We start from the raw sequence: 12,903 nt of genomic DNA on the forward strand, positions 1-12,903 counted from the left end.
TTTTAGTTTTGCGTGTGCTTTTCTGACATTTATACTTATTGGTATGGAGGAAAATCATGAAAACTGTAGTATTCGTCATTATGACATTTTTTATGTTTAGTCCCTTAGGAGCTTCATCTGATACTCTTAAGAAGAAAGAGTTTGTTTTAGATATATTTGCAAATGATTTCATTGACATAGAGCCAATAAATTTTGGCAACTTTGTGTTTAAGATTGATATATCTAATAGTCTATTGGAACTTGAAAATAGGAGTGAAAAAAATAGTAGCTTGATTAACAGAGTTGTTTTTTGGGTAAATTATGAATTTTAGTCTTATTGAAATTTGTACATGTAAAACAGAAGGATTTACATGTACATAGAGATATTTAGTCTCTAGTTCTGTTACGGTTTCTATCACCGCCGCCAGAACGGCTTCTGTCACCACCAGTAGAACTTCCGCCGCCAGCAGAACTTCCACCACGGTATCCACCGCCAGAACTAGCACCACCTGAACGATTTCTATCTCCACTACCGCCAGAACGATTTCTATCTCCACCGCCACCAGAACGATTTCTATTTCCTTTATAACCGCCACGGCCGCCTCTACTATCATTTCTACTAGCAGCACGCTCTAAAATAGCAGCTAATTTATCAGCTGGTATACCGATAGTATTTGGACCTTTTACCGCTTGTCTATCTAAAATCATGGAAACAAGTTTAAACATAATAGTAGCTTCATCTATGTCCTCTTTTAACATGTCAAGAATTTGATGAGCTTCATCATAGATGTGTTGGTCTTCTATTGTTTTAACTATTGATTTTAAGTTTAAAGCTCTTAAATCATTTTTACTTGGAACAAATGCATGAGTCATTGTAGTTCCAACTTTTGATTTGATTCTTTGAAGTTCTTTAAACTCTAATGGAGTTAAAAGCGTAATAGCCTTACCTTTAGTTCCAGCACGGCCAGTTCTACCAATACGGTGAACATAAGACTCAGGGTCAAAAGGTATGTGATAATTGAAAACATGAGATATATTATCTACATGTATACCACGAGCGGCAACATCAGTAGCAACTAAAACTTTAACACTATTGCTCTTGAAACCTTTAATTACAGTTTCGCGTTGGCGTTGCTCCATATCTCCGTGAAGACCATTAGCTAAGTATCCAGCATTTGATAGAACATTTGAAAGTCTATCAACTTCACTTTTTGTTCTACAAAACACTACACATTTTTTAGTATCTTCAGCATCCATAAGACGGATAATCGCATCATCTCTCTCAGATTCTTCGATTACATAATACTCTTGAGATATATCTGTATTAGTTGTCTCGCCTTGAGTGATAGATATAAACTCTGGATTATCTAAGATTCTTTCAGCTAGAAGCTTGATAGGTTTAGGCATAGTTGCTGAGAATAAAAGTGTTTGACGATTTGTTGGAAGATATGAAAAAATTTCATTAATATCATCTAGAAATCCCATGTCAAGCATCTCGTCAGCTTCGTCTAGTACAACGATGCTTGGAGCGAAATCTTTAACTAGATTCTTTTTAAGAATATCTAAAAGTCTACCCGGAGTTGCAACAACAACACTAGCACCTCTTTCGATAAGGTCGATTTGTCTATTGTAAGAGCTACCGCCATAAACAGTCACTGTTCTAGCATTTATATTTCTACCATATTTGAACATCTCATCACTAACTTGAGTAGCAAGTTCACGAGTTGGAGTTATTATTAGTATGCTAACACCACTTTTTGGATCGATATTGTTTAGTGCAGGAAGACCAAAAGCAGCTGTTTTACCAGTACCAGTGTGTGCTTGACCAACTATGTCACGACCAGCTAATATAAATGGTATTGCTGCTGCTTGAATAGGGCTAGGAACTGTAAAACCTGCGTCTTTAACTGCTCTTAGTATATCTTTGTTTAAACCTAAATCATCAAATGTGATTGTTGGCTCTTCATTAATTTGTTCTGCGTTTGTTTGTGCATTTTCTTGCATCGTTATCCTTTAAATAGGAGCTGATACAAGATTGCCTCATTTGGCAATGCACCTTCCCCTAAACTATTTGTGGAATTATACCCAAATATAATTTGTTTTATATTTAAAGATTGTATATTTAAAATTAGTTAAGTTTATATTGTGTAAATAAATGAAGATATTGTTAATAATATGGTAATGAATTTAATTTTTAGATATGATACAAGTATGAAAATAGAGACACAATATACATATGAAAAAATATGGACAACAACAAATGAGGCTGATCTTCTTCGGATGATTGAAGAGGAAACTGGCAGTGCTGATACTGCTAAGGGAACACTGGCTTATATAAAAGAAGCTGTTAAAGCAGGCAAAACAATTAGTGTTGGCGATTGTAAGTTTAGAGAGAAAAAGCAAGGGTAAAATAATGGAAAAAGAACTTGAAGAAGTTGGACATTTTTATAATATAGTTATTGACTTTATAACTAACTATAGTTTTCAGATAATTGGTGCGATTATTATCTTAGTTATTGGTGTTTTTGCCTCAAAGTATATACACAAATATGTTTTAAAACTACTTTTAAAAACAACAATAGATGAGACAATAAGTGGATTTATAGCCAATTTTGTAAGAATTACAGTAGTTGCTATGATGGCTGTTTTAGCACTTGGAAAGCTCGGGATTTCTATAGCTCCATTTATTGCGGCAATTGGTGCTATTTCTTTAACTGCTGGTTTGGCTCTTCAGGGGAGCGTATCAAATTTTGCCGCTGGTATTGTTCTTATTGCAACAAAACCTTTTAAGCTTGGTGATACAATTAGGGTTCATGATGTCTATGGTGAAGTTCAAGAGATTAAGTTGGCATATACTATTTTAGTCAATGAAGACAAAGAACAGATCACTATACCAAATAAATATATGATAGGTGATGTTCTAGTAAATTCATATTCATACCGCATAGTTGAGGGTAGCGTTGGAGTCTCGTATGACACTGATTCAAAAAGTGCAATAGAGCTTATTAAGTCTATGCTATCTACATGTAAAGATGTCTCAAATGAAAATAAGCCAATAGTAGGTATAGAAAAATTTGGTGCTAGTTCTATAGACATTGGTTATAGATATTGGGTTCCCACAAATAGTTTTTATAAAACACAATATGAAGTAAATCTAAAAGTCTTAGAGGCGCTTACTGAAGCTAAAATAACAATACCATTTCCGCAAACAGAGGTTCGTATGATAGGGGATAAAAAATGATGAACGATATAGCGAAACTTATTTTAAGATTAACACTTGGAATAATGATGCTTTTTCACGGTCTTGATAAGATTATTAATGGAATAAAAGGTGTTAAACATTTAGTTGTAAATGCAGGGTTGCCAGAATTTTTTGCTTATGGAGTTTATGTTGGAGAGGTTGTTCTTCCACTCCTAATTATAATTGGGCTTTATGCCAGAGTCGCATCGGTTATATTGGCATTCAACATGATAATGGCAATCTTTTTAGCCTATCATAGCTCTATATTTGAACTAGGTAAGCATGGGGCACCGGTAATTGAGTTGCCGTTTTTATACTTTATTATTTCTGTTGTTGTTTTCTTGCTTGGAAGTGGAAAGTACGCTGTAAACAGCAAGTAAAAAATATCTACATGTAGAGCTGTTTAGAGGTGGGGAACTTTTATATTGGAGTTTAAACTCCATCCAACTGCAGCCATAATAGCTATTACAGCAAAAGCAGGTACAAAAGCATAAGTAGCACCCAAGTAAACTAACCAAAGCAAAATTGCACCAAGAGGCGTAGGGACTCCTGTAAAAAACTTATCAACTTTACCAGCCTCTGCGTTAATGTTAAAGTGAATAAGTCTTCTAAGCCCTGAAATCACATAATATATACTTACAACGCCTGCAAATAAAAGAGATATGCCCGAGAGTGAAACAGAGTAAACAGCTTGAAATATTAAAAATACAGGAACAAGAACAAAGCTTAAAAAATCTGCAAAGCTGTCTAGTTGAACACCAAACTCATTTGACAAGTTGTATTTTCTAGCTATCTTACCATCAAAAATATCAAAAGCACCACCAATCCATGCTAGTAAAATTGCAATAAAAAAATTGTTATGAGTTATAAAGTAGGTTGCTAGCAGGCCAGCTGTAATATTTACAAACGTAAAGAGGTTTGCCAAGTTGAAGTGTGAAGATGGTTGATATAAAAATTTCATTAGTTACCTTTGTTTGCGCAATTATATCATTTAGTAATTAAAAAAAATCAATTTATATATGATTATAGATTTTTTAAGATACAATCTTGGTTATAAAATGTATCGCAATTGTGACATTCTTGCATAAATCTTGTTATGTTAAATTATATGGAGAAAAAATGTTAAATAATTTTAAAATAAAGAATATTATTATCGCTGTATCAGGCTTGGTGTTTGCGATATTATTTATTAGCTTTTTTTTAAACCATTATAGTGTACGTGACATAGAAAAAAAATCTAATGAACAGATAGAGGTGGTTTTGCCAAATATCTATGACTTTTTAGAGTTGCAACTAAGTGTTGTTCAGATACAGCAGTGGTTGACAGATATCTCTGCTACAAGGGCAGCAGAGGGTGTTGATGATGGTTTTGATGAGGCAGCAAAATACTTTAAAAGTGCTAATAAAATTACAGATAGACTTGTAGCCACGCATATCAAGATTGGTGAAGAGGAGATGGCAAATAAGCTTAAAAAGTTTAAGTCCGACATGCAAAACTACTATAATGTTGGTGTTGAGATGGCTAATGCATATATAAAAGATGGACCGACAGAGGGGAATAAGCTTATGCTAAAGCTTGACCCTTATGCAGCAAAGCTTTCCGATCAGCTCGGAGAGTGGGTTGCCGTATATAAGGAAAATTCGATTAAATCTGCCCAGAATTTAAATAAAAGTTTGTCTGATTTTGAACTACAAAATATTTATACATCGACTCTATTGGTAATTGTATTATTTATTGCGTTTGGAGTTATCAACAAACTATTGAGTTCCATTAAAGGGGTAGATGCCTTTTTGGCTAAGGTTTCAAATATTGATTTTACTCTAGAAACAGGTTCTAAAAATGAGGTTACGCAGATTATTCAAAATATATCCAAGGTCATGGACTCTTTTAAAGATTTTATCACTGAAGCAAAAAAATCTTCTACCGAGAACTCATCAATATCTCACGAACTATCAACTACCTCTACTATCGTGGGTCAAAAAGTTGAAAATGTAATGCAGATAGTTGACAATGCGACTAAAAAGGCCAAAAATATAACAAATGAAATAGCAATATCGGTTAGTTATGCCAAAGAGAATCTTAAAAGCAGCGTTAAGGCAAATAATAACCTTGATGAAGCGACTAAGGAGATTATAAATTTAACATCAAGTGTTCAAGAAACGGCAAATATTGAAGCAGATTTAGCTATAAAGATAGACCAACTCAGTAGTGACGCAGAGCAGGTAAAAGATGTCTTAAACGTTATTGGAGATATAGCAGACCAGACAAATCTGTTAGCTTTGAATGCCGCAATAGAAGCAGCAAGGGCCGGAGAACATGGGCGAGGCTTTGCTGTTGTCGCCGACGAGGTTAGAAAACTAGCAGAGAGAACACAAAAAAGCCTTACAGAGATACAATCCAGTATAGGAATTATTGTACAATCTATTTCTGATACAAGTCAACAGATGAATATAAACTCCAAAAATATTCAGTCACTGGCTAATATCTCTTCTGGAGTGGAAGTAAAAATAACTGAAACTCTGAATTTAATGCATATAGCATCAGAAGCTACCGAAAAAATAGTTGTTGATTTCGAAGCCACCGGTATTTCAGTGAGTGCTATATCACATGAGATAAACGATGCTAATGAGATTGTAGCCTCAAATGCTAGAAGTGTTGAGGAGATAGCTGCAGCAGCAGAGCATTTAAATGGTTTGACTGAGCAGTTGAATAAAAAGATGGAAGAGTTTAAAGTATAAAATAATATAATCTCGAAATTCAAGGAATCTTTATTATGTTACGCTATATATTACTTATAAGTTTACTATTTTCAGTAGGTTTTACATCTTTATTGGCAGAAGAAAAAAGTTACAAAGACGGATTTACAGTTGACGCGGTACTTAGCGCAGATTTTATAAGAAATATTGATGGTGGGATTGAAGAAGATGGGACAATACTTGGAAACTTTGACTTAACAATAGAGCTTGATACACAAAAAGCAGGACTGTGGGATAATGGTACATTTTTCGCTTATTTTTTGGGAAATTTATATACCAATGAGTGGATGACTAGCCATGTTGGTGACTGGCAGGTTTCAAGCAGTTTAGAAGCTGTTGAAGCATTTAGACTTTATGAATTTTGGTATGACCATACATTTTCAGACAGCCTTTCTCTTCTAGTGGGTATGCATGATTATAACAGCGAATTTATTGTACTAGAATATGGTTTATTATTTACACATAGTTCATTTGGTATTCAGCCTGATGTTGCACAAGTTGGACCATCCATTTTTCCTATTGCATCATTAGCAACAAGAGTTGCAGTAAAACCAACACAAAATAGTTATGTTCTAGCAGCTGTGTATGATGGAGTTGCGGGTGATCCTAATTATCCAAAAAAAACAACAATTGAGTTAAACAATAGTGATGGAGTTTTTGCATCTCTTGAAGCAGGATTGGTAAGTAGTGAAGTTTATGAAGCAGATTATTATAAACTAGCATTAGGTGTATGGCAACATACAGCAAAAGTAGAAAATTTTGCAGGTATTGTTGATGATAAAAACAGTGGTGTTTATTTAATTGGTGAGAAAACTATCTTTGCTAACTCTAATGGAGCTTTAGGTGCTTTTTTTCAACTAGGTTTTGCAGATTCAGGCAGAAATCAAGTAGATAGATATTGGGGAGTTGGTTTAAACTACAAGGGTCTACTTTCTGGGCGTAGTGATGATTTACTTGGTTTAGCGGTAGGAAGTGCTATAAACTCTAATGAGTATAAAGATTATGAATTAACTAAGGATAATGTTGTAGATTCTTCTGAAACAGCTATTGAGCTTACTTACGAAGTAGAGCTTTATTCATGGCTAGTAGTTCAACCACTTATTCAACATATACTAAACCCCTCAATGGATAAAACCATAGATGATTCAACAATTGTGGGTGCTCGTATTTCATTAGTTTACTAAAAGTGATTGTGAGCTTAGAAAATAAATTTAAGGAATTTTAAATGTTAAAACATATTTTACCAGTAGGGCTGGTTTTAGTTAGTTCTGTACCATTAATGGCAGAAACAGGGAGATTTCATGAAGATCAACAGATCTCTGTTCATGAAAAACTTGATAAGTTTGCTCAGGGTTATGAAAAAGAGATTTCAGTTGTAGATAACCTTAGGCGAATGGTTTCCGATGGGAAAGTGAGTGGTCAATTTAAATCAATGTATGCTGGATATTTTAGAGAGGGAGATAATCCTAATGAATATGCAACTGCAATTGGCGGTATGCTTAAATACGAGCTTGCAGAATATAATGGATTTAATGCTGCTGCTGCTTTTACAACGTCACAAGATCTTGACTTTGCAACGGGTGAGGACACTAAGCACAATACTGAGTTATCATCAGACACTCAGGAGTATACAGAATTAACAGAAGCTTATATAAACTATAGAAATGGAAATTTGAATCTTAGAGCAGGTCTTCAAGTTATAAATACTCCTTTGGCTGATAGTGATAATATTAGAATGGTACAAAATACATTTGAAGCTTATATTGCTACATATTATGTTGATAATTTTGAATTTTTTGCAGGTCATTTAATGAAATGGCAGGGTGTAGATGCTGGGCTAAAGCATGGGGAATGGGTAAATGTTGGTTCTAAAGGGGCATATGTTAGTGGTATAACTTATACATATGATGTTCAAATAAATGCTTGGTATTATAATTTTATAGATTTAACTAATGCAGTCTATCTTGATATTGCATATACTTTTGATATTACTAAAGATTTTTCTATTGACACTGCAGCTCAATATCTTAATGAATCAGAGATTGGTGTAAGTAATGCAGAAGCAGAAATTTATGGCGCTTTAGCTGGGTTTTCAGTTTATAACATTGGCTTTGAGCTAGCATACAATATATCAAATAAGAAAGTAGGAAAGCACAGTCATTCTGGAAATGGTGGGGGAACACTGTTTACTAGTATGGATACTATGATACTTGATGAAATAGCTGATGATAGAGAAGCAAGAGCTATTTTAGCTTCTGTTTCGCGTGAATGGAATTTACTCAACTTCTTATATGCATATGGAGATTTTAAAGGAAAAGAAAATTCTCTTGGAGAAAAAGCGCATATAGTTGAGCATAATATTGGCTGTGAGTATGAGTGGAAGGAAGACTTCTTTTTAGGAGCTATATATGTTATACAAGAAGACAAAGAAGATTCATCTAATGATTGGAGCCGCTTGCAGTTAATGGTTGCTTACAACTTCTAAATTTAATCTGTTATTAATATGATATTAGTTATCATTATAAAAATATATAATTTAAAGAAAAAATATGAAAAAATTAAGTGATTGTAAAAAAGCTTGTAAAGTAAAAATATTAAAGTTGCATGCTGACTCAGAACTCAAACAAAGGTTTATCTCTTTTGGTATTATGAAAGAGGTTGTTGTTGAAGTTTTGGAATACTCTCCGGCAAAGAGCACCATAGAGATTAAAGTTGGCAAGATGAGAATAGCTCTTAGAGCCAAAGAAGCTGAGCTAATAGAGGTAGAAGATATATGAAACCCCAAGCAAAAGTTTGTCCAATAACAGCAAATCACATTAAAATTGCATTAGTAGGTCAGCCAAACGTAGGCAAGAGTATGCTTATTAACTCTATATCGAATGCACATCTACATGTAGGGAATTTTACCGGCGTAACGGTGGAAAAAAGAGAAGTTCTTTTTGATTATAAAGATTATCATTTTACCGTAGTTGACCTACCAGGTACTTACGCTCTTAACGATTATACAATAGAGGAGAGGGTAACAAGCGAGTATTTGGCAAGAGAAAATTATGATGTGATTATAAATGTAGTTGACTCTACAAATTTAGAAAAAAATCTTCAACTTACAGCTGAACTTATGAGTGTTGGCAAAAAAATGGTTATTGCTCTGAATATGAGTGATGAAGCTGACAAAGAGGGGATTAAAATAGATGAAAAATATATGTCCCAACTTATCGGTATTAGTTGTGTAAAAGTCTCTGCCGCAACAAAGTATGGAATAGAAAATCTTATTGACTCCATTTTACAAGAGTATGAGAGTGAAGGCATCGAACAAAAACTTATTTTCAGTGAGGCAGTAGAGGAGGAGATCTCTGAAATTGTAAACTATCTTGCAAAACATAAATATATAGATGAAAATTCATACAGAAATATAGCAATAAATCTTTTAAAAAATGACAAAGTGACTTATGCAAAACTTCATGATAATCCTATATGGACGGAGCTTCAGCCCATTCTTATAGAAGCGTCACACCATATTGAACTTCATCACGATAGCGATGATATAAAAGAGGCTTTTGCATCAGAATACAGCTCATTTAATCGGGGAGTTGTAGCCGAGGTTTTAAAAGAGGAAAAAATAGTTGAAAAAAGAACACTGACTGATAAGTTAGACAGCGTGCTAATACATCCAAAATTTGGTATTCCAATTTTTTTGTTTTTTATGTGGGGGCTGTTTCAGCTTACATTTGAGATAGGCTCAATACCGATGGATTGGATAGATGCTTTCTTTGGATGGCTAGGAGACACGGTTGGTCCAACGATAGCCAATGAAGATGTACGTTCGCTTATAGTAGATGGAATTATCGCGGGTGTTGGAGCAGTTGTTTTGTTTGTCCCAAATATTGTGATTCTTTTTATTGGTATTGCACTACTTGAGGGGACAGGCTACATGTCGAGAGTTGCTTTCTTGCTTGATGGATTTTTTCATAAATTCGGTTTGCACGGACAGTCATTTATCCCTTTGGTTACTGGTTTTGGCTGTTCAATCCCAGCCTACATGTCAGCTAGAATTTTAAAAAATGACAGAGATAGACTATTGACCCTTTTTATTATAGGATTTATGAGTTGCGGAGCAAGACTTCCGGTTTATGTTCTTTTTGCAGGTGCGTTTTTCGGTCCAGAGATGGCTGGTAATATTTTGTTTCTTATTTATATAAGCGGTGCTATTATGGGGCTTATGGCAGCAAAAGTACTTAAAATGACAGCATTTAAAGGGGCTAATGAGCCGTTTGTAATGGAGATGCCAAAGTACAGACTCCCCTCCATGAAGTTGATTTGGCATACGGTTGTGACAAAAACTTTGATGTATCTAAAAAAAGCAGGTACATACATAGCGGCAGCTTCAATGCTGATATGGTTTTTAAGTAACTATCCCCACAATTTGATTCTTGAAGAGGAGTATGGGGCTAAGGTAGAAAAAGCAATAAGCGAAGATGAGAAGTCGGTATTAAAAAATCAGTTATCTCAAGAGCTTCTTGAGCAGAGCTATTTAGGAACGATAGGTAAATTTTCAGAACCGATTTTTGCACCACTTGGGTTTGATTGGAAAATGAGTGTTGCTCTACAAACAGGGCTTGCTGCAAAAGAGGTAGTAGTCTCAACATTGGGAGTTTTATACTCTTTGGGAAGTGAAGTAGATGAAGAAAACAGCTCTTTAATTACGGTAATATCCAAAAATATACCTTTTGCATCTGCAGTCGCTTTTATAGTAGTAATTATGATTTATTTGCCATGTTTAGCTGCATCGGTTGTATTTACCCGTGAAGCAGGTGGGATAAAATACTTTTTTTACCTTTTTGCATTCACGTCAATAGTAGCTTATGGGCTAGCTTTTATTGCATTTAATGTAACTTCTATGATCTATGGATGAATATTAACTCATTATTAGTTCATATTGGTTAAGATTCATTTATGAAAAAAATATTAATGATTGAAGACGACTTAGAACTTGCAGAGATACTGACGGAATATCTTGAGCAATTTGAGTTTGAGGTAGTAACTGAAGATGATCCATTTAAAGCCGTCAGTATATTAAAACTAGAACCTTTCGATTTAGTTATATTAGATTTAACACTTCCAGGTATGGATGGTTTAGAGGTTTGTGAAGCAATTCGAGAGAGACAGGATATACCAATAATTATTTCATCAGCTAGAAGCGATGTGACAGACAAGGTAAAGGCACTTGAACTGGGAGCTGATGATTATTTGCCAAAACCTTATGACCCTAGGGAGCTTGAAGCCAGAATACACTCTGTTTTAAGACGTTATGAAGCAAAAAGCCAAGAAAAGCAAGAATCGAAGAGTGATTTTAAGTGTGATACATCATCAATGATGATTACATATAAAAATAGAAACATTGATTTGACAAATGCAGAGTTTGGAATTTTGTCATATATGATTGCTAAGCAGGGGCTTGTTGTATCAAGAGAAGATTTGATTCATAATGTTAATGCGATTAATGAAGATTCATCAAACAAAAGCATAGACGTAATGGTCGGTAGAATTAGAAATAAGCTTGGTGACAAATCTCTTATAGAGTCGGTAAGAGGCGTTGGTTATAAACTTCTTAAGTGAAAACTGCCTTTATAAAGGAGAACAATAAATGAGAAAACATGCTGTTTTAATAACTGTACTGTTTGCACTTGTTGTTACCCTCCTAAGTGTGAGCGCTGTTTTTTGGGAATTTTTTCTATTAAATAAACAGCGTTACATAAATTATATTTTTTCAAAACATACAACTATAACTCAAATTCTTCGTCAGCATCAACAAAATCCTAATTCTGAAATTATGCTTGAAGCAAACTTGGCTGTATATAACCTTGTTTTAGAAAAAGATATTAATACAAGAAAATATATTACAAAAATAGCAAAAGTTTTAAAGACAAAAGATTTTAAAAGTGTTGATGCTTCTTTGATGATGCTACAAGAGGGTCTCTACACCCAAAAAGTTGTAACAGACTTGACTGCCACAATGTTGGAGTTAGATAAAAAAATATACTTCTATATTCAATCACCGTCAACTTCTGTATTAATACTTGATGAAGAGTTAAAACCGTACAAATATTATCCGTTAGCTTATGCTTATTTGATAATTATTTTAATAATTTTCATATCATTTGTTTTGATACTCATTAGATTGAGACCACTAATAAGACTTAGAAAAAAGATAGCACTCTACGGCGATGGAGATATGAATGTCTCCTTTAAAACAAATGGAAAAGATGAAATAGCTTTGATATCTAACGAGCTTGAAGCAACGAGAGGAAAAATTAATAATATATTGGAATCTAGAACTTTATTTTTGCGAAATATTATGCATGAGCTAAAAACACCAATAGCAAAGGGGACCATTGCCACGCAAATGCTCGAATCTCAAAAACAAAGAGATAGGTTTAGTTCTATTTTTGGAAGACTAGAATCTTTAATAACAGAGTTTGCTTTAATAGAAGAGGTTACAAGCATAGATGATAAGACAGAATTTAAAGAGTACCGTTTAGTAGACATTATTGATGGGGCAATAGATATGGCAATGATTGAGAGAAGTTCCGTGACAGTAAATATAGATGCTAAACACAAAATATATGCAAACTTCAGGCTCTATACGACGGCAATCAAGAATATGATAGATAATGGTATTAAATACTCTACAGATGCCCATGTGAAAATTTTAATAATAAATCATGAATTATGCTTTGAGAGTAAAGGGGCATGTATCGCACATCCAATTCAGTATTATATTGAGCCTTTTACAAAAGATAATCCATCTAAAAATAGTTTTGGTTTAGGACTCTATCTTGTAGACTCTATCCTAAAAGCACACGACCAAGTTTTAGCACATGAATATGATAGTGGAGTTAACCGTTTTATATTCGCATAAGCTTTAC

At 34.1% G+C, this 12,903-nt stretch carries 12 protein-coding genes and 1 pseudogene; 11 read left to right on the forward strand and 2 right to left on the reverse strand.

Going from position 1 to position 12,903, the window contains the following annotated elements:
* Window positions 1–56 precede the first annotated feature (56 nt).
* Complete coding sequence (locus HUE88_RS01630) at window positions 57–311, forward strand: hypothetical protein (RefSeq protein WP_194370464.1); 255 nt, start codon at window positions 57–59, stop codon at window positions 309–311.
* Window positions 312–366: 55 nt separating this feature from the next.
* Here the strand turns inward: HUE88_RS01630 and HUE88_RS01635 are convergent, their stop codons facing one another.
* The gene (locus HUE88_RS01635; protein ID WP_194370466.1) at window positions 367–1,983 is read right to left on the reverse strand and encodes a DEAD/DEAH box helicase; all 1,617 of its coding nucleotides are present in this window, start codon (window positions 1,981–1,983) and stop codon (window positions 367–369) included.
* 177 nt (window positions 1,984–2,160) lie between these two features.
* Here HUE88_RS01635 and HUE88_RS01640 point away from each other — a divergent pair, with 177 nt between their 5' ends.
* From HUE88_RS01640 to HUE88_RS01650, 3 genes are read left to right on the forward strand one after another with little or no spacing between them, the layout of a single operon-like run.
* Complete coding sequence (locus HUE88_RS01640; RefSeq protein ID WP_229860118.1) at window positions 2,161–2,388, forward strand: hypothetical protein; 228 nt, start codon at window positions 2,161–2,163, stop codon at window positions 2,386–2,388.
* Between the two features lie 4 nt (window positions 2,389–2,392).
* Window positions 2,393–3,220, forward strand: coding sequence for a mechanosensitive ion channel family protein (locus HUE88_RS01645; RefSeq protein WP_194370468.1), 828 nt, complete (start codon window positions 2,393–2,395; stop codon window positions 3,218–3,220).
* Window positions 3,217–3,600, forward strand: a complete 384-nt coding sequence (locus HUE88_RS01650) for a DoxX family protein (protein ID WP_194370470.1) — start codon at window positions 3,217–3,219, stop codon at window positions 3,598–3,600. Before HUE88_RS01645 ends, HUE88_RS01650 begins: the two co-directional genes overlap by 4 nt.
* Window positions 3,601–3,623: 23 nt before the next feature.
* On the opposite strand, the gene HUE88_RS01655 is transcribed toward HUE88_RS01650, so the two are convergent.
* Window positions 3,624–4,181, reverse strand: coding sequence for a CDP-alcohol phosphatidyltransferase family protein (locus HUE88_RS01655; RefSeq protein WP_194370472.1), 558 nt, complete (start codon window positions 4,179–4,181; stop codon window positions 3,624–3,626).
* A 1,139-nt stretch (window positions 4,182–5,320) separates the two neighbouring features.
* On the opposite strand from HUE88_RS01655, the pseudogene HUE88_RS14125 reads away from it, so the two are divergent.
* The 7 genes and pseudogenes from HUE88_RS14125 to HUE88_RS01690 all read left to right on the forward strand — a co-directional run.
* Window positions 5,321–5,959, forward strand: a pseudogene (locus HUE88_RS14125) (methyl-accepting chemotaxis protein); the annotation flags it as partial.
* 35 nt (window positions 5,960–5,994) lie between these two features.
* Window positions 5,995–7,161: a carbohydrate porin gene (locus tag HUE88_RS01665; protein ID WP_194370477.1), complete on the forward strand. Its 1,167-nt coding sequence runs from the start codon at window positions 5,995–5,997 to the stop codon at window positions 7,159–7,161.
* Window positions 7,162–7,202: 41 nt separating this feature from the next.
* Window positions 7,203–8,462 carry an OprD family outer membrane porin gene (locus tag HUE88_RS01670; RefSeq protein WP_194370479.1) on the forward strand — a complete coding sequence of 420 codons (1,260 nt, stop codon included), beginning with the start codon at window positions 7,203–7,205 and terminating at the stop codon, window positions 8,460–8,462.
* 64 nt (window positions 8,463–8,526) lie between these two features.
* The gene (locus HUE88_RS01675) at window positions 8,527–8,754 is read left to right on the forward strand and encodes a FeoA family protein (RefSeq protein ID WP_194370481.1); all 228 of its coding nucleotides are present in this window, start codon (window positions 8,527–8,529) and stop codon (window positions 8,752–8,754) included.
* Window positions 8,751–10,889: a ferrous iron transport protein B gene (gene feoB / locus HUE88_RS01680; RefSeq protein WP_194370483.1), complete on the forward strand. Its 2,139-nt coding sequence runs from the start codon at window positions 8,751–8,753 to the stop codon at window positions 10,887–10,889. The genes HUE88_RS01675 and feoB overlap by 4 nt, the downstream gene beginning before the upstream one ends.
* A gap of 41 nt (window positions 10,890–10,930) precedes the next feature.
* Complete coding sequence (locus HUE88_RS01685; RefSeq protein WP_194370485.1) at window positions 10,931–11,593, forward strand: response regulator transcription factor; 663 nt, start codon at window positions 10,931–10,933, stop codon at window positions 11,591–11,593.
* A 28-nt stretch (window positions 11,594–11,621) separates the two neighbouring features.
* The gene (locus HUE88_RS01690) at window positions 11,622–12,896 is read left to right on the forward strand and encodes an ArsS family sensor histidine kinase (protein WP_194370487.1); all 1,275 of its coding nucleotides are present in this window, start codon (window positions 11,622–11,624) and stop codon (window positions 12,894–12,896) included.
* Window positions 12,897–12,903: the final 7 nt, after the last annotated feature.

The organism is Candidatus Sulfurimonas baltica (assembly GCF_015265455.1).
Classification (GTDB): domain Bacteria; phylum Campylobacterota; class Campylobacteria; order Campylobacterales; family Sulfurimonadaceae; genus Sulfurimonas; species Sulfurimonas baltica.

Excerpts from the sequence above, each read along its gene's own strand:
- HUE88_RS01630 (WP_194370464.1), top strand. The coding sequence starts at position 57 with ATGAAAACTGTAGTATTCGTCATTATGACATTTTTTATGTTTAGTCCC.
- HUE88_RS01635 (WP_194370466.1), bottom strand. The coding sequence starts at position 1,983 with ATGCAAGAAAATGCACAAACAAACGCAGAACAAATTAATGAAGAGCCA.
- HUE88_RS01640 (WP_229860118.1), top strand. The coding sequence starts at position 2,161 with ATGAATTTAATTTTTAGATATGATACAAGTATGAAAATAGAGACACAA.
- HUE88_RS01645 (WP_194370468.1), top strand. The coding sequence starts at position 2,393 with ATGGAAAAAGAACTTGAAGAAGTTGGACATTTTTATAATATAGTTATT.
- HUE88_RS01650 (WP_194370470.1), top strand. The coding sequence starts at position 3,217 with ATGATGAACGATATAGCGAAACTTATTTTAAGATTAACACTTGGAATA.
- HUE88_RS01655 (WP_194370472.1), bottom strand. The coding sequence starts at position 4,181 with ATGAAATTTTTATATCAACCATCTTCACACTTCAACTTGGCAAACCTC.
- HUE88_RS01665 (WP_194370477.1), top strand. The coding sequence starts at position 5,995 with ATGTTACGCTATATATTACTTATAAGTTTACTATTTTCAGTAGGTTTT.
- HUE88_RS01670 (WP_194370479.1), top strand. The coding sequence starts at position 7,203 with ATGTTAAAACATATTTTACCAGTAGGGCTGGTTTTAGTTAGTTCTGTA.
- HUE88_RS01675 (WP_194370481.1), top strand. The coding sequence starts at position 8,527 with ATGAAAAAATTAAGTGATTGTAAAAAAGCTTGTAAAGTAAAAATATTA.
- feoB (WP_194370483.1), top strand. The coding sequence starts at position 8,751 with ATGAAACCCCAAGCAAAAGTTTGTCCAATAACAGCAAATCACATTAAA.
- HUE88_RS01685 (WP_194370485.1), top strand. The coding sequence starts at position 10,931 with ATGAAAAAAATATTAATGATTGAAGACGACTTAGAACTTGCAGAGATA.
- HUE88_RS01690 (WP_194370487.1), top strand. The coding sequence starts at position 11,622 with ATGAGAAAACATGCTGTTTTAATAACTGTACTGTTTGCACTTGTTGTT.